We start from the raw sequence: 15,873 nt of genomic DNA, 5'->3' as shown, positions 1-15,873 counted from the left end.
TTTCCATGTACGAATCCCCCAGCTGGTTGCATGAGTTGTGGATCGCCCGGGACACCCTCTGGGCGGGGTTCCAGGCCAGTGTGTATGTCTCGGCGCTGGCGATTATTTTCGGCACGCTGATCGGTATCGTCGCCGGGTTGATCCTGACCTACGGCAAATTCTGGATGCGCGCGCCGTTTCGCCTGTATGTCGACCTGATCCGTGGCACGCCGGTGTTTGTGCTGGTGTTGGCGTGCTTCTACATGCTGCCGGCGCTCGGTTGGCAGATCAGCGCATTCCAGGCCGGTGCCGTCGGGCTCACGCTGTTCTGCGGCTCCCACGTCTCGGAAATCGTGCGCGGCGCGCTGCAAGCCATTCCCCGTGGGCAACTGGAAGCGGGCAAGGCCATCGGCCTGACGTTTTACCAGTCCCTGGGCTACGTGCTGTTGCCGCAGGCGCTGCGCCAGATCCTGCCGACCTGGGTCAACTCCTCCACGGAAATCGTCAAGGCCTCGACCTTGCTGTCGGTAATCGGCGTGGCCGAATTGCTGCTGAGCACCCAACAGGTGATCGCACGCACCTTCATGACCCTGGAGTTCTACCTGTTCGCAGGCTTTATGTTCTTTGTCATCAACTACGCCATCGAGTTATTCGGGCGCTACATTGAAAAGCGGGTGGCCTTGCCATGAACCAACCTCAAACCAACCAACCGCTGCTGAACATCCGTGGCCTGCGCAAGCAATACGGCCAGGTCGAAGTGCTCAAGGGCGTCGACCTGTCCATGCAGCGCGGCAACGTGGTGACATTGATCGGCTCCAGCGGCTCGGGCAAGACCACGCTGCTGCGCTGCGTCAACCTGCTGGAGGAATTCCAGGGCGGCCAGATCACCCTGGATGGCGAGTCCATCGGCTACAGCGAGATTGCCGGCAAACGCGTGCGTCACCCCGAGCGGGTGATTGCCCAGCACCGCGCGATGACGGGCATGGCGTTCCAGCAATTCAATCTGTTCCCGCATTTGACCGCGTTGCAGAACGTTACCCTCGGCCTGCTCAAGGTCAAGAAGATGGGCAAGGACGAGGCCGTGGCCCTCGCCGAAAAATGGCTCGACCGCGTCGGCCTGCTGGAGCGGCGCAATCACTTCCCGGGGCAACTCTCGGGTGGCCAGCAGCAGCGTGTGGCGATTGCCCGCGCGATTGCGATGAATCCCAGCCTGATGCTGTTCGACGAAGTTACCTCGGCCCTCGACCCGGAACTGGTCGGGGAGGTGCTCAGCGTGATCAAGGGCCTGGCGGAAGAGGGCATGACCATGTTGCTGGTCACCCACGAAATGCGCTTTGCCTATGAAGTGTCCGACAAGATCGTGTTCATGAACCAGGGCCGCATTGAAGAGCAGGGCGCCTCGAAGGACATCTTCGAGCGGCCGCAATCGCCGCGCCTGGCGGAGTTTTTGAAGAACATTCGTTTTTAATCGATTTATTAGCAGGAGATATATTTATGAGCATTACTCGTTACGGCACCGGCAGCACCGCCGGCGGTGGCCAGCCACGTCCTTTCGCCCGCGCGGTGGAAGCGGACGGCTGGCTCTACGTCTCGGGCCAGGTGCCAGCGGTGGACGGTGAAATCATCAACGGCGGCATCATCGAACAGACCCGCCAGACCATGCGTAACGTGGTGGCGATCCTCGAAGAGGCCGGTTACGAATTGAAAGATGTGGTGCGCGTCGGCGTCTGGCTGGAAGATCCACGGGATTTCTGGAGTTTCAACAAGGTATTCGGTGAATACTTCACCCCGGAACACGCCCCGGCGCGCGCCTGCGTGCAGGCCAACATGATGGTGGACTGCAAGGTCGAGATCGATTGCGTGGCCTACAAGAAAAAAGGCTAAATGCCCCTTTCTTGAGACCACTGCAAATCCAATGTGGGAGCGGGCTTGCCTGCGATGACGACGCGTCAGGCAACCCCAGTGTGACTGAACCACCCCCATCGCGGGCAAGCCCGCTCCCACAGGGGTTCACTGTGCAGCATTACCACTCTGACCGGACCAACGACTGCCATGACCGAAGACACCATCAAACGCCGCGCCAAGGGCCTGGACCGGGCGTTCGATATCCTCGACTTTCTCAAGGAAATCGGCCAGCCCCTGCGCCCGAATGATATCGCCAGCGGCATCGGCAGCCCGAAATCCACGGTCTACGAGCTGGTCGCGTCCCTGCTCGAACGGCGCATCCTGGAAACGGTCGGCAAGGACGGTCACGTCTACCTGGGTCGCCAGCTGTACTTCCTCGGCCAGGCGCACTTGCGGCATTTCGACCTGACCCGCGAGGCCGACCAAGCCCTGCAGGAAATCGTCAGCCAGACCCACGAAACCGCGCAGATGTGCCTGCTCAACGGGCGCAAATACACGGTCGCGCTGATGCGCGAGGGTGAGCGGCATTTTCGTATTTCCTCGGACATCGGCGAAAACGCGCCGATCCCGTGGACCGCGTCCGGGCGCCTGTTGCTGGGGCACTTGAGCGACCAGCAGATCATCGACCTGATCGACTACGCCGACTTCATCCTGCCGGACGGCCAGCGCCTGCCGCTGGAGACCTTCCTGGCCCAGATCCGCCAGGCCACGCTCGATGGGTTCTTCTCCTTCGACAGTGTGGCCGACACCTTTACCCATTGCTTTGCCGCCCCGGTGCGGGACGCGCAGGGCATCAGCATTGCGACCCTGTGCATCGTCGCGCCGCGCGCCGATGCGATCAAAAATTACAACGACTACCGCCGGGTGCTGATCGAAAGCGCCAATAACCTGGCCCGTCGCATCAACGAATAGGAACCTTCCATGCCTGCCAACAATGCCGTTGAAAAAGGCGCCACCGCCGTCGGTGCACACCTGGTCCGCGACGTCAGCCTGCCTGCCCTGGTGCTGCACCGCGAGGCCCTGGAACACAACATCCGCTGGATGCAGGACTTTGTCAGCCGCAGCGGCGCAGAGCTTGCGCCCCATGGCAAGACCAGCATGATGCCGGCGCTGTTTCAACGCCAGATCGAGGCCGGCGCCTGGGGTATCACCCTGGCCAACGCCGTGCAGGTCCGTGCTGCGTATGCCGGTGGCGTGCGTCGCGTGTTGATGGCCAACCAACTGGTCGGCGCGCCGAACATGGCATTGATCGCCGACCTGCTGGCCGACCAGGATTTCGACTTCCACTGCATGGTCGATCACCCGGACAATGTCGCCGACCTCGGTCTGTTTTTCGCTGCCCGTGGCCTGCGCCTGAACGTGATGATCGAATACGGTGTGGTGGGTGGTCGTTGCGGCTGCCGCAGCGAGCAGGAAGTGCGTGACCTGGCGAAGGCGATCAAGGCCCAGCCGGCGCTGGCCCTCACGGGGATCGAAGGCTATGAAGGCGTGATCCACGGCGAGCACGCCATCAGCGGTATCCGCGACTTTGCCGCCAGCCTGGTGCGCCTGGCTGTCGATCTGCAGAATAACGGCTCCTTTGACCTGCCCAAGCCGATCGTCACCGCCTCGGGTTCGGCCTGGTACGACTTGATCGCCGAGTCGTTCGAAGAGCAGAACGCCGCCGGCCGGTTCCTCAGTGTGTTGCGCCCTGGCAGCTACGTGGCCCACGACCATGGCATCTACAAGCAAGCACAGTGCTGCGTGCTTGACCGCCGCAGCGATCTCAACGAAGGCCTGCGCCCGGCACTGGAAGTCTGGGCCCATGTGCAATCGCTGCCCGAGCCAGGTTTTGCGGTGATTGCCCTGGGCAAGCGCGACGTGGCCTACGACGCCGGCCTGCCGGTGCCGCTCAAGCGCTACAAGGCCGGGATCGTGCCGGCGGAAGGCGATGACGTAAGCGCCTGCACCGTCACCGCGGTGATGGACCAGCACGCCTTCATGAGCGTGGCGCCGGGCGTGGAACTGCGTATCGGCGACATCATTTCGTTCGGTACTTCGCACCCTTGCCTGACCTTCGACAAGTGGCAGGTCGGCTGCCTGGTGGATGAGCAGTTGCAGGTGATCGAGTCCCTGCAGACCTGCTTCTAGTCCGCGTCGCCCCATCGCCGGCCTGGCAGCGCTTTCCCCTGCAGGCGCTCACTTGCCGGCGATGAGGCCCCAAAGAACACCAGAGATGAGAAGGCATGAACACACCCTTGCGCATCGCCCTGATCGGCGAATGCATGATCGAACTGCAACACCGCGCCGATGGCAGCCTGCACCAGAGCTTCGGCGGCGACACCCTCAACGCGGCGGTGTACCTGCGCCGCGAGCTGGGCGATAGCGGCGCCGTCGACTACGTCACCGCCCTGGGCGACGACAGTTTCAGCGATGCCATGTGCACGCAGTGGGCCGAAGAGGGCCTTGGCCTGGCGCAGGTCCAGCGCCTGCCTGGTCGCCTGCCGGGGCTTTATTGCATCCAGACTGACGCCAATGGCGAGCGCAAATTCCTCTACTGGCGCAACGAAGCGGCGGTGCGCGACTGCTTCACCACGCCGGCCGCCGAGCCGATCCTGGCGGCCTTGCCGGGTTATGACGTGGTGTATTTCAGTGGTATCACCCTGGCGGTATTGGGTGAAGTCGGGCGCGCGCGTTTGCTGCAAGCGCTGGTGGAAACCCGTCGGCGCGGCGGCCGAGTGGTGTTCGACAACAACTACCGGCCGCGCCTGTGGGCCAGTGTCGAAGCGGCACGCGCGGCGTATCACACGGTGTTGGCCGAGGTGGACATCGCCTTGCTCACCGAGGATGACGAGCGCGCCTTGTTTGGCTATGCAGACAGCGAGCAGGTGTTCGCGGCCTATCCGAGTATCGCCGAAGTGGTGCTCAAGCGCGGGGCGGATGCGTGCTTGATTCGCTGCAACGGCGAGCGCTTTTCAGTGCCGGCGCTGAAGGTCGAGAAAGTGGTGGACACCACGGCGGCGGGGGATTCGTTCAGTGCGGCGTATCTGGCGGGTCGGCTGAAAGGCGGCTCACCAGAGGAGGCCGCCGTGGCCGGACATCGGTTGGCGAGCCGGGTGATTCAAGTGCCTGGTGCGCTCATCCCGCGAATTTAAGCCGCTCCGTGTGGTGAGCGGGCTTGTGGTTGTGGCAAGGGAGGGCTTGTCGGGGTGAGTGGTCTTGTTGTGGTGAGCGAGCTTCTGTGGTGAGTGGGCTTCTGTGGTGAGCGGGCTTGCCCCGCGTTGGAGTGCGCAGCGCTCCCAAGATTTTTGGGGCCGCTACGCAGCCCAACGCGGGGCAAGCCCGCTCACCACAACAAGCCCGCTAGCCACAACCAACCACAACTACTCACAACCACCGCAGCAACAAGCGATCAATCCCGGTAAAACACCTGCACCAGGTGATACCCGAACTTGCTCTTGATCGGGCCGTGCACCACTTTCACCGGTTTCTTGAAGATCACCGCATCGATCGCCCCGACCATCTGCCCCGGCCGCACTTCTCCCAGGTCCCCGCCGCGCTTGCCGGACGGGCAGGTCGAGTACTTCTTGGCCAACACATCAAACGCTTCGCCCTTGGCAATGCGCTGCTTGAGTTGTTCGGCTTCTTCGCTGGTTTTCACCAGGATATGGCGGGCTTGGGCTTTCATTGGTCTCTACCAGGTGTGCGACGGCGCGCGATTATGCCTGAACTCACTCTTCGACGCTGATCATGCTGCGGATTTTTGTCGCCAGCAAGTCGATGGAAAATGGCTTGGCGACCATGTCCATGCCGTCCTCCAGGAAGCCCTGGCGCTCGGCAGCTTTTTCAGCGTAACCGGTCATGAACAACACCTTGAGGCCTGGTCGATGCTGGCGTGCGATTTCCGCCAGTTGCCGGCCATTCATGCCCGGCAGGCCGACGTCGGTGACGAGCAAGTCCACGCGCAAATCCGATTCCAGCAGCGGCAGCGCGGTGCGGGCATCGGCGGCCTGGTGCGCGGTGTAGCCGAGTTCGTCGAGCACATTCACCACCAGCATGCGCACCGCCGGGTCATCCTCGACCACCACCACGGCTTCGCCGGCCAGCGCCAGCGGTGCCTCGCTGAGGTTCGGCGGCAGGCTGCTTTCCAGGGCGGTGCCGTGCAGGCGTGGCAGGTACAGGCGCACGCAAGTGCCCTGGCCTGGTTCGCTCTGAATGGTCACGTGGCCACCGGATTGCTGGGCAAACCCATAGATCATCGATAGCCCCAGGCCGGTGCCCTGGCCGATGGGCTTGGTGGTGAAGAACGGGTCGAATGCCTTGGCCAGGATCTTCGGCGCCATGCCGGTGCCGTTGTCGCACACGCCGAGCATCACGTAGTCGCCGGCGCGCACCGGTTCAAGGGTGGTGATGTCGGTGCCGTCGAGATAACTGTTGGCGGTCTCGATCAGGATCTCGCCGCCATCAGGCATGGCGTCACGCGCGTTGATCACCAGGTTGAGCAGGGCGTTCTCCAGCTGGCTGGCGTCGGTGTTCACCGGCCAGATGTCGTGGCCCAGTTGCACCTTGAGGCTGATGTGCGCGCCCTTGGTGCGCCGGAACAGGTCTTCCAGCGAGGCCACCAGCTGGTTGGGATCAGTCGGGCGGCGGTCCAGCGACTGGCGCCGGGAGAACGCCAGCAGGCGATGGGTGAGGGCGGCCGCGCGATGGGCCGAGGACACCGCGGCGTCGGCGAAACGGCCGATGTCGTCGCTGCGCCCGGCAGCGATGTAACGCTGCATCAGGTCGAGGCTGCCGATGATGCCGGTGAGCATGTTGTTGAAGTCGTGGGCGATACCGCCGGTGAGCTGGCCCACCGCTTCCATTTTCTGCGCATGGCGCAGGGCATCTTCGGCACGTTCGCGCTCGAACATTTCGTTCTGCAGGCGCTGGTTGGCCTCGGCCAGCGCCTGGGTGCGCTGGGCCACGCGTTCCTCGAGGTTCTCGTTGAGGTGGCGCAGGGCTTCTTCGGTGAGCTTGCGTTCGGTCTCGTCGATCACAAAGATGTAGAAACCATTCACCGAACCGTCATTGCTGAAGCGCGGCAGGTACTTCATCAGCGCATGGCGCGGTCGGCCGTCGCGGTGCGGGGTGATGGTCATGAAGCTGCAGGCCTTGCCCTTGAGCGCGGCGGCAATCTTGTCCGCGCGCCCGGCATACACCTCCTCGCCGAGCACTTCGCGGATGCTCTTGCCGTACAGCTCCTGGGGCGTCATGCCGTACCACTCAAGGTAGGCACTGTTGTTCAGCCGAAAGCGTTGTTCGTGATCGACATAGCCGATCAGCACCGGCATGGCGTTGATGATCAGTTGCAGCTCGGTCTGGCTTTGGCGCAAGGCCTGCTCGGTGTGCTTGCGCTCGGTGAGGTCCAGCGCGGCGCCGAGGAAACGCGCCGGGCGGCCGTGCGCGTCCTTGTAGCAGCGGCCACGGGCGAACACCCAGCGCACCTGGCCATCGGCCTGCAGCAGACGGTATTCCTCGGCGTACTCGGTGCCGAAGGTGATGCAGTGCTTGATGCTGCGCGCCACCATGGCGCGGTCTTCGGGGTGCACGCCTTGCAGGTAGGCGCTGATGGGCAGCAGCCCGGCATCGTCGGGATCAACGCCATGCAGGTAGGCGAAGTGCGCATCGGCGATAAAGCGGTCCTCGCCGATGTCCCAGTCCCAGGTGCCCACCGCGTCGGTGGCGGCCAGGGCCAGTTGCAGGCGTTGCTCGCTATTGTGCTGGGCCTTGAGGCTGTCTTCGGAGCGCTGTTGCAGTTCGAAGGTGACGCGCCGACGCTCGTTGGTTTCGATGGCGGTGACCAGGATGCCGGCCACGCAGCCGCTTTCGTCGCGGATCGGGCTGTAGGTCAGGTCCAGCCAGATGTCGGTATCGCGGTGGTCGCGTTGCAGCACGAAGCGCTGCTCGCTGAAGGTGCGCACCTGGCCGCTGAGGACGGCGTCGTAGACCGGCCCGGTAAAGCTTTCCAGCTCCGGCCAGGTCGCATGGGCCGGCTGGCCCATCGCCTCGGGGTGCTTGTTGCCCGCCAGGCGTGCGAAGCCATCGTTGTAGAGCTGGGTGAGTTGGCTGCCCCACAGCAGGAGCATCGGCATCGGCGAATTGACGACGATATCCACGGCTGTGCGCAGGCTTTGCGGCCAATCATTGGCCTCACCGAGGGGGCTTTGCGCCCAGTCCAGCCGCGCAATCAATGCAGCAGCTTCGCTACCGGTGGATGTTCCTTTCATGAAAAAGCCCTGAGCATGACGCTTTGAAAATGACAAAGGCCGATTATCCCGTGAGTCGGGAACGGCTGACTACCCCTCGAAAAATAGCATGCATTGGGGCTTTGTCTTCAAATGAGTGCTTCAGGGCTGAAACCTTTCATCTTCAGGCCAGTTCAGGACGGTCGCGAAACTGCGCCAGCGCCTCCGGATTGGCCAGTGCGTCGGTGTTCTTGACCGGCTCGCCATGCACCACATTGCGCACCGCCAGTTCGACAATTTTGCCGCTGATGGTGCGCGGGATATCGGTGACGGCAAGGATCTTCGCCGGCACGTGGCGTGGCGTGGTGTTGGCGCGGATGACCTGGCGAATCTGCTGCTCCAGCGCCTCGTCCAGCGTGACGCCGTCGTTGAGCCGTACAAACAGCACCACCCGCACGTCGTCCTGCCAGCGTTGGCCGATGGCGAGGCTTTCCACGACCTGCGGGACTTTTTCCACCTGGCGATAAATTTCCGCCGTGCCGATACGCACACCGCCCGGGTTGAGCACTGCGTCGGAGCGTCCGTGGATCAGCAGGCTGCCGTTGGGGCGCTGTTCGGCGTAGTCGCCTTGCGCCCACACGCCAGGGAACTGGCTGAAGTAGGAGGCGCGCAGCTTCTTCTGGCCCGGATCGTTCCACAAGCCAATCGGCATCGCCGGGAAATGCCGGGTGCACACCAGCTCGCCTTTTTCGCCGACCAGCGGCTGGCCCTGGTCATCCCAGACTTCGATGGCCATCGCCAGGCTCTTGCACTGCATTTCACCGCGACGCACCGGCAACACCGGGTTACCGATTACAAAGCAGGAGACGATATCGGTGCCGCCGGACATCGACGACAGGCACAGCTCACCCTTGATTTCGCGGTACACGTAGTCGTAGCTCTGCGGTGAGAGCGGCGAACCAGTCGAAATCAGCCCCTTGAGGCTGCCCAGGTCATGGCTCAGGCGCGGTTGCAGCCCGGCCTTTTCGAGGGTGGCGAGAAACTTGGGGCTGGTGCCGAACACGCTGATGCGTTCCGCGTCGATCAGATCGATCAAGCGCTCCGGCCCCGGATGGAACGGCGAGCCGTCATACAGCACCGCCGTGGCCCCCAGGGCCAGTACCGACACCAGCCAATTCCACATCATCCAGCCGCAGGTGGTGTAGTAGAACAGGCAATCCTCACGCGAAAGGTCGGCGTGCAGGCCGTGTTCCTTGAGGTGGGTGAGCAACACGCCACCTGTGCCGTGGATGATGCACTTGGGCACGCCGGTGGTGCCGCTGGAATACAGGATGTACAGCGGATGATCGAACGGCACCGGGACAAATTCCGGCTCGCCACCGGCGCGATAGAAGTCCTCCCACAGCGCGACATTGGCCTGGGTCCGGTAGTCCTCGACCTGCGCCTGCGGCCGCGCGTACGGCACGATGATCAATTGCTGCAGGGACGGCAGGCGCTCCAGGATTTCATTCAGCTTGGTGCTCTGGTCGATGGTTTTGCCGGCATAGCGGTAGCCGGCGCAGGTGATCAGCACCATGGGCTCGATCTGGCCGAAACGGTCGATCACGCCCTGGGTGCCGAAGTCCGGCGATGAGCATGACCAGATGGCGCCCAGGCTGGTGGTGGCGAGCATGCCGACCAGGGTTTGCGAGGTGTTGGGCATGCACGCGGCGACCCGATCACCCACGCCGACCCCGGCCGCACGCAGGCTGCGCTGCAGGCCGGCGACGTGGGCCGCGAGTTCGGCGTAGGTCAGTTGTTCGCGCCGGCCGTCTTCGCTGATGGCAACCACGGCGGGGTGGGCATCGCGGCGGCGCAGCAGGTGTTCGGCAAAATTCAGCGTGGCGCCGGGAAACCATTGGGCGCTGGGCATCTCGCGGTCTTCGATCAGCGTGGCCGTGGGCGGGCTGCGAAATTGCACCTCGAAGAATGCCACGATCGCCTGCCAGAAGGCCGGGCGCTGGTCGATGCTCCATTGGTGCAGGGCGGCGTAGTCGTCGAGCTGCACGCCGTGGTGTTCGTTGATATAGCGCCGGAACTGGTCCATCCGCGTGTTGCGGATGCGTTCGGGGGAGGGTTGCCAGAGGATGTCGGACATCAGCACGGTCTCTAGTTCTTGTATGAAGTCAGCCAGAAATCACCGGTGTTTGGCGCATCGGACGGGTTACTGGGCCAGCCAGCCACCGTCGATGTTCCAGGCGGCCCCGCGGACCTGGGCACCCGCCTCACTGCACAGGAACAGCACCAGCTCACCCAGTTGTGGCGGCGTGACAAACTCCAGCGACGGCTGTTTCTCCGCGAGCAGATCATGCTGTGCCTGCTGCGGGTCGACGCCATTGGCGGCGCGGTCATCGATCTGCTTCTGCACCAGTGGCGTCAGCACCCAGCCCGGGCAAATCGCGTTGCAGGTCACGTTGCTGGTGGCGGTTTCCAGGCCGACCACCTTGGTCAGGCCGATCACGCCATGCTTGGCCGCGACATACGCGGCCTTGCCCACCGAACCGACCTGGCCGTGCACCGAGGCGATGTTGACGATGCGCCCCCAGCCCTTGGCCTTCATGCCCGGCAAGCTCAAGCGCGTGCTGTGGAACACCGAGGACAGGTTGATCGCGATGATCGAGTCCCAGCGTTCCGCCGGAAAATCTTCCACGGCCGCCACATGCTGGATGCCGGCGTTGTTGACCAGGATGTCCACGCCGCCGAACTCGCGCTCGGCGTAGGCGATCATGTCGGCGATCTGCGCCGGGTCGCTGACGTCCGCCGGGTGATGGCCGACCTTGCCGCCGAACGCCTGCACCTGGGCAATCACCGCGCTGGCGTCGCCGAAACCGTTGAGGATCAGGTTGGCGCCGGCCTTGGCCAGGCTCAGTGCGATGCCCAGGCCGATGCCGCTGGTGGAGCCGGTAACCAGGGCGGTCTTGCCGTTCAATGTCGTCATGAAAACCTCACACAATGCCGGTGGCGTAGAAAGTACCGATCACCACGAACACCGCAAGGGTCTTGATGATCGTGATGCCGAAAATGTCCTTGTAGGCTTCGCGGTGGGTCAGGCCGGTGACGGCCAGCAGCGTGATCACCGCGCCGTTGTGGGGCAGGGTGTCCATGCCGCCGCTGGCCATGGCGGCGACCCGGTGCAGCACTTCAAGGGGGATATTGGCCGCATGCGCCGCCGAAATAAAGCTCTCGGACATGGCCGCCAGGGCGATGCTCATGCCGCCCGAGGCCGAACCGGTGATGCCGGCCAGCAAGGTCACGGTAATTGCTTCGTTGACCAGCGGGTTGGGGATGCCCTTCAGCCAGTCCGCGAGCACCAGAAAACCTGGCAACGAAGCGATCACCGCGCCGAAGCCGTATTCCGACGCGGTGTTCATCGCCGCCAGCAGCGCACCGCTGACCGCACTTTTACTGCCTTCGGCAAGCTTGCTCTTGATCGCCGACCAGCCAAACACCAGCACCATCAGGATCCCCACCAGCAACGCCGCCTGCACTGCCCAGATCGCGGTGAGCTTGGCGATTTCGGTGGTCACCGGCGCACTCATGCCCGGCAGGCTGAGGCTGTGGGTCTTGCCATACCACTGGGGGATCCAGTGGGTGAACAGCAGGTTCATCACGCCGACTAGGATCAGCGGCGACAGCGCAATCCACGGGTTCGGCAGGCTGAGGTTGTCGGCGGTTTCCGGCTCGTTGCGCAACTCGGTGCCGTAGCCTTCACCGGCGCGCTGGGCCTTGTTGCGTTGGCGCGCAAGGTACAGCATGCCGGTGCAGAACACGAAGATCGTGCCAATCAACCCCAGCCACGGTGCGGCCCAGGCGGTGGTGTTGAAGAAGGTGCTGGGGATGATGTTCTGGATCTGCGGCGTGCCGGGCAGCGCGTCCATGGTGAACGAAAACGCGCCGAGGGCGATGGTCGCCGGGATCAGGCGCTTGGGGATATTGCTCTGGCGAAACATCTCCGCGGCAAACGGGTACACCGCAAACACCACCACAAACAGCGACACGCCGCCGTAGGTGAGCAGGGCACACACCAGCACGATCACCAGCATCGCCTGGCGGGTGCCGAGCAAGCGGATCGCCGCCGCCACTATGGAGCGCGAAAAGCCCGACAGCTCGATCAGCTTGCCGAACACCGCCCCGAGCAGGAACACCGGAAAATACAGTTTGATGAAGCCGACCATTTTCTCCATGAACACCCCGGTAAACGCGGGGGCAACGGCAGAAGGATCGGTGAGCAGGACAGCGCCGAGCGCGGCGATGGGGGCAAACAGGATAACGCTATAGCCACGGTAGGCAGCCAGCATCAGCAGCGCGAGGGCTGCCAGGGCAATGATCACACTCATGGTGTGTCTCCATCGGATTGTTATTTTTGTGGGGTGTTGTGGTGGGGAAGGGCTATAGCGAGATGTGTGCCAAATATTTAACTTGTTGAAATATAAGAATATTTTGTATTTTTACTAAGCGCCTTGTGAAATTTATCTCTATTTTGAGACTGCGGGAGATCCCCTGTGGGAGCGGGCTTGCCCGCGAAAGCGTCGCGCCAGTCAGCTTACAGGGCACTGATACACCGCAATCGCGGGCAAGCCCGCTCCTACACTGGGGTGTCTTCGTTTGTGGAATTGTGTCTCTTTATTGAGACTGGGCAATGCCCAACGCCACCATCTTCTTGTACAGCGTCGACCTGCCGAGCCCCAGCTGCTGCGCCGCGTCCACCACATTGCCTTCACACGCCGCAAGCGCCGCCCCAATCACCTGCCGATCAAAGCGCTCGCGTGCTGCGCTGAATGTTTCACCGGCTACCGCCGGCACTGCGGTGCGCTCGACCGGGGTAAAGGTGCCAATCGCCGCGCGAATTTCCTCGGCATCCAACACCAGGTCATCACTCAACAACGCCGCGCGCTCCAGCACATTGCGCAGCTCGCGGATATTTCCCGGCCACGCATGCTGCGCCAACAACCCCAGGGCGTCACGGTCGAGTTCGTGCTGGCTGCGCAGCTCCTCCAGGATCGCCTCGCTCAGCGCCGGAATATCCTCCAGGCGTTCACGCAGTGGCGGCACCTGGATCGGTAGCACGTTCAGCCGGTAATACAGGTCTGCCCGAAATTCCCCGCGCTTGATTGCCGCTTCGAGGTCCATCGACGTCGCGGCGATCACCCGCACATCGCTGTGCAGCATCTCGTTGGAGCCGACCGGTTCGAATTCCTTTTCCTGCAGCACCCGCAGCAGCTTGCTTTGCAGCGGCAGTGGCATGTCGCCGATTTCATCGAGGAACAGCGTGCCGCCCTGGGCAATCTGGAATTTGCCGGGACGGCCCTTGCGGTCGGCGCCGGTAAACGCGCCGGGCGCAGTGCCGAAGAACTCGGCCTCGAGCAAATCATGCGGAATCGCCGCGCTGTTGATGCTGACAAATGCCTTGTGCGCCCGCGGCGAGGCGCCGTGGATCGCTTGCGCCAGCAGCTCCTTGCCGGTGCCGGTTTCGCCGAGCAGCAACACTGGTGACTCGGCACTCGCGCTGCGCCGGGCGCGGCGCTTGACTTCGAGGCTGGCCGCGCTGGTGCCGATAAAATGCGCAAAGTTGTACTTGCTCTGGCGTTTGCGCAGCAACGAACGGGTCGAGGCCAGCTCCTGCTGCATGCTCAGGTAGCGTTCGATCAGCGGCGACAGGTTGCGCAGCTCATCAAACAGCGCAAACCCAATCGCGCCGATTACCGCGCCGGCATCGTCGTGAATGGGCAGGCGCATCACCACCAGCGGGCCTTTGGGCGTGTCCTGGATATCCAGCAGGATCGGCTGGTCATTGCGCACCACCTGGCGCAACAGGCTGTTGGAAATCACCTGTTCACACGGCTGGCCGATGGCTTCATCGGCGCTGTTCAGGCCGAAACGCTTGGCGTAGCGCTCGTTCATCCAGACGATATTCGCGTCACGGTCGACAATCACCGTGCCTTCGCTGGACTGCTCGATAATCTCGAACAACGACTGGATCGCCAGGCCACGAACCTGTTGGTAGTCCTTGAGGTTTTCGTTGATGTTCATGCTCACGCCGTCAACACAAATGGGGGATAGGCGCGATCCTGTGGCAGCGGGCTTGCCCGCGAAGGCGGCGTGCCAGCCAGTAAATCCGGCACTGATACAGCGCTTTCGCGAGCGAGCCCGCTCCCACAGGAGGCGCGTTTTACAAGGGAATATGCGCCGCCGCCAGCAGCTCTTTGGTGTAGGGATGCTGCGGCGCGTCGAATACCGCATGGCTCGCGCCACGCTCCACCACCTTGCCGTCCTTCACCACGATCATGTCATGCGCCATGGCGCGCACCACGGCCAGGTCATGGCTGATGAACAGGTAGGTCAGGCCATACTTTTCCTGCAGTTCGCGCAGCAGCGCGACCACTTGTTTCTGCACCGTGCGATCGAGCGCGGAGGTCGGCTCGTCGAGCAGCATCAGCGCCGGCTTGAGCACCAGCGCGCGGGCGATGGCAATGCGTTGGCGCTGCCCGCCGGAGAACTCATGCGGGTAGCGGTGTCGGCTGGCAGGGTCGAGGCCCACGTCCTTGAGCACCTGGATCACTTGCGCGTCACGCTCGGCCAGGCTGCACGGCGCATGCACTTCCAGGCCTTCGCTGATGATCTGCTGCACCGACATGCGTGGGCTGAGGCTGCCATAAGGGTCCTGGAACACCACCTGCATCTGCTTGCGCCACGGGCGCATCTGCTGGTGGTTGAGCGGGTCGAGGGCGGTCCCCTGGAAGCGGATGCTGCCGGTGGAATCCAGCAGGCGCAGGATCGCCTGGCCGAGGGTGGATTTGCCCGAGCCCGACTCGCCGACAATCCCCAGGGTCTTGCCGCGCTGCACGCTGAGGCTGATGCCGTCCACTGCACGCAGGTAAGTCTTGCGCCGCAGCAGCCCGCCCGTGAGGGGGAACTGCACGGTCAGGTCGTCGACCTGCAACACCGTCTCGCGTGCATCGCTGCACAGCGGTTCGCCGGCCGGCTCCGCATCCAGCAGCAGGCGGCTGTAAGGGTGCTGCGGCGCGGTGAACAGGGTCTGGCAGTCGGCCTGCTCGACGATTTCTCCGGCGCGCATCACGCAGACACGCTGGGCAATGCTGCGCACCAGGTTGAGGTCGTGGCTGATCAGCAGCAGCGACATGCCCAGGCGCTGCTGCAACGACTTGAGCAGCAGCAGGATCTTGCGCTGCACGGTAACGTCGAGGGCGGTGGTGGGCTCGTCGGCGATCAGCAACTCTGGCTCGCAGGCCAGGGCCATGGCGATCATCACCCGCTGGCGCTGGCCGCCGGAGAGCTGATGCGGGTAAGCCTTGAGGCGCTCCTGGGGTTTCTGGATGCCGACCAGTTCGAGCAACTCCAGAATGCGCGCCTGCGCCGCCTTGCCGCCCAGGCCCTTGTGCAACAGCAGGGTTTCGCCGATCTGCTTTTCGATGCTGTGCAGCGGATTCAGCGAGGTCATCGGCTCCTGGAAAATCATCGCAATGCGGTTGCCACGCAATTTCTGCAGGGTGGCGGCCGAGGCGCCGACCAGTTCCTGGCCGCGATACTTCACCGAGCCGGTGGTTGCAGTACCGGCCTCGGGCAGCAATTGCAGGATCGAATGGGCCGTCACCGACTTGCCCGAGCCGGACTCGCCGACCAGCGCCAGGCACTCGCCGGGGCGCACATCCAGACACAGGTTGCGTACCACGGTCTGGCCGCTGAAGGCGACGCTGAGGTCGCGGATCTCGATCAGGTTCATACG

Annotated in this window: 13 protein-coding genes; 6 read left to right on the top strand and 7 right to left on the bottom strand. The window is 63.4% G+C overall.

Annotated features, from left to right (window positions below; translation table 11 throughout):
* The first annotated feature begins 5 nt into the window (after nucleotides 1-5).
* From JFU04_RS16540 to JFU04_RS16515, 6 genes are all read left to right on the top strand, one after another.
* Complete coding sequence (locus JFU04_RS16540; protein WP_065907739.1) at nucleotides 6-668, top strand: amino acid ABC transporter permease; 663 nt, start codon at nucleotides 6-8, stop codon at nucleotides 666-668.
* The gene (locus tag JFU04_RS16535; protein WP_201144981.1) at nucleotides 665-1,447 is read left to right on the top strand and encodes an amino acid ABC transporter ATP-binding protein; all 783 of its coding nucleotides are present in this window, start codon (nucleotides 665-667) and stop codon (nucleotides 1,445-1,447) included. The genes JFU04_RS16540 and JFU04_RS16535 overlap by 4 nt, the downstream gene beginning before the upstream one ends.
* A gap of 26 nt (nucleotides 1,448-1,473) precedes the next feature.
* The gene (locus JFU04_RS16530) at nucleotides 1,474-1,863 is read left to right on the top strand and encodes a RidA family protein (RefSeq protein ID WP_032896881.1); all 390 of its coding nucleotides are present in this window, start codon (nucleotides 1,474-1,476) and stop codon (nucleotides 1,861-1,863) included.
* 168 nt (nucleotides 1,864-2,031) lie between these two features.
* Nucleotides 2,032-2,796, top strand: a complete 765-nt coding sequence (locus tag JFU04_RS16525; protein WP_065907743.1) for an IclR family transcriptional regulator — start codon at nucleotides 2,032-2,034, stop codon at nucleotides 2,794-2,796.
* Nucleotides 2,797-2,805: 9 nt separating this feature from the next.
* Entirely contained in the window at nucleotides 2,806-4,014 is a 1,209-nt protein-coding gene (locus JFU04_RS16520; protein ID WP_201144979.1) for an amino acid deaminase, read from the top strand.
* 95 nt (nucleotides 4,015-4,109) lie between these two features.
* The gene (locus JFU04_RS16515; protein WP_201144977.1) at nucleotides 4,110-5,018 is read left to right on the top strand and encodes a sugar kinase; all 909 of its coding nucleotides are present in this window, start codon (nucleotides 4,110-4,112) and stop codon (nucleotides 5,016-5,018) included.
* A 257-nt stretch (nucleotides 5,019-5,275) separates the two neighbouring features.
* Here the strand turns inward: JFU04_RS16515 and JFU04_RS16510 are convergent, their stop codons facing one another.
* From JFU04_RS16510 to JFU04_RS16480, 7 genes are all read right to left on the bottom strand, one after another.
* The gene (locus tag JFU04_RS16510; RefSeq protein WP_003174397.1) at nucleotides 5,276-5,551 is read right to left on the bottom strand and encodes a peptidylprolyl isomerase; all 276 of its coding nucleotides are present in this window, start codon (nucleotides 5,549-5,551) and stop codon (nucleotides 5,276-5,278) included.
* A gap of 43 nt (nucleotides 5,552-5,594) precedes the next feature.
* A complete protein-coding gene (locus JFU04_RS16505) occupies nucleotides 5,595-8,132 on the bottom strand; it encodes a PAS domain-containing protein (protein ID WP_201144975.1) in 2,538 nt (845 codons plus the stop codon).
* Nucleotides 8,133-8,274: 142 nt separating this feature from the next.
* The gene (locus JFU04_RS16500) at nucleotides 8,275-10,227 is read right to left on the bottom strand and encodes an acetoacetate--CoA ligase (RefSeq protein ID WP_201144973.1); all 1,953 of its coding nucleotides are present in this window, start codon (nucleotides 10,225-10,227) and stop codon (nucleotides 8,275-8,277) included.
* 66 nt (nucleotides 10,228-10,293) lie between these two features.
* Nucleotides 10,294-11,067: a 3-hydroxybutyrate dehydrogenase gene (locus JFU04_RS16495; RefSeq protein ID WP_106803580.1), complete on the bottom strand. Its 774-nt coding sequence runs from the start codon at nucleotides 11,065-11,067 to the stop codon at nucleotides 10,294-10,296.
* Between the two features lie 7 nt (nucleotides 11,068-11,074).
* Nucleotides 11,075-12,466 carry a GntP family permease gene (locus JFU04_RS16490; RefSeq protein WP_065907757.1) on the bottom strand — a complete coding sequence of 464 codons (1,392 nt, stop codon included), beginning with the start codon at nucleotides 12,464-12,466 and terminating at the stop codon, nucleotides 11,075-11,077.
* 286 nt (nucleotides 12,467-12,752) lie between these two features.
* The gene (locus JFU04_RS16485) at nucleotides 12,753-14,159 is read right to left on the bottom strand and encodes a sigma-54 interaction domain-containing protein (protein ID WP_201144971.1); all 1,407 of its coding nucleotides are present in this window, start codon (nucleotides 14,157-14,159) and stop codon (nucleotides 12,753-12,755) included.
* Between the two features lie 139 nt (nucleotides 14,160-14,298).
* Nucleotides 14,299-15,870 carry an ABC transporter ATP-binding protein gene (locus tag JFU04_RS16480; protein ID WP_201144969.1) on the bottom strand — a complete coding sequence of 524 codons (1,572 nt, stop codon included), beginning with the start codon at nucleotides 15,868-15,870 and terminating at the stop codon, nucleotides 14,299-14,301.
* Nucleotides 15,871-15,873 lie beyond the last annotated feature (3 nt).

Origin of the sequence: Pseudomonas sp. TH21 (assembly GCF_016651025.1) — a bacterium.
GTDB classification, from domain to species: domain Bacteria; phylum Pseudomonadota; class Gammaproteobacteria; order Pseudomonadales; family Pseudomonadaceae; genus Aquipseudomonas; species Aquipseudomonas aylmerensis.
Note: the sequence above shows the minus strand (reverse complement) of the source record. Positions and strands in the feature narration are given on the sequence as shown.

Coding starts and splice junctions, on each gene's coding strand:
- JFU04_RS16540 (WP_065907739.1), top strand. CDS start 6: ATGTACGAATCCCCCAGCTGGTTGCATGAGTTGTGGATCGCCCGGGAC.
- JFU04_RS16535 (WP_201144981.1), top strand. CDS start 665: ATGAACCAACCTCAAACCAACCAACCGCTGCTGAACATCCGTGGCCTG.
- JFU04_RS16530 (WP_032896881.1), top strand. CDS start 1,474: ATGAGCATTACTCGTTACGGCACCGGCAGCACCGCCGGCGGTGGCCAG.
- JFU04_RS16525 (WP_065907743.1), top strand. CDS start 2,032: ATGACCGAAGACACCATCAAACGCCGCGCCAAGGGCCTGGACCGGGCG.
- JFU04_RS16520 (WP_201144979.1), top strand. CDS start 2,806: ATGCCTGCCAACAATGCCGTTGAAAAAGGCGCCACCGCCGTCGGTGCA.
- JFU04_RS16515 (WP_201144977.1), top strand. CDS start 4,110: ATGAACACACCCTTGCGCATCGCCCTGATCGGCGAATGCATGATCGAA.
- JFU04_RS16510 (WP_003174397.1), bottom strand. CDS start 5,551: ATGAAAGCCCAAGCCCGCCATATCCTGGTGAAAACCAGCGAAGAAGCC.
- JFU04_RS16505 (WP_201144975.1), bottom strand. CDS start 8,132: ATGAAAGGAACATCCACCGGTAGCGAAGCTGCTGCATTGATTGCGCGG.
- JFU04_RS16500 (WP_201144973.1), bottom strand. CDS start 10,227: ATGTCCGACATCCTCTGGCAACCCTCCCCCGAACGCATCCGCAACACG.
- JFU04_RS16495 (WP_106803580.1), bottom strand. CDS start 11,067: ATGACGACATTGAACGGCAAGACCGCCCTGGTTACCGGCTCCACCAGC.
- JFU04_RS16490 (WP_065907757.1), bottom strand. CDS start 12,466: ATGAGTGTGATCATTGCCCTGGCAGCCCTCGCGCTGCTGATGCTGGCT.
- JFU04_RS16485 (WP_201144971.1), bottom strand. CDS start 14,159: ATGAACATCAACGAAAACCTCAAGGACTACCAACAGGTTCGTGGCCTG.
- JFU04_RS16480 (WP_201144969.1), bottom strand. CDS start 15,870: ATGAACCTGATCGAGATCCGCGACCTCAGCGTCGCCTTCAGCGGCCAG.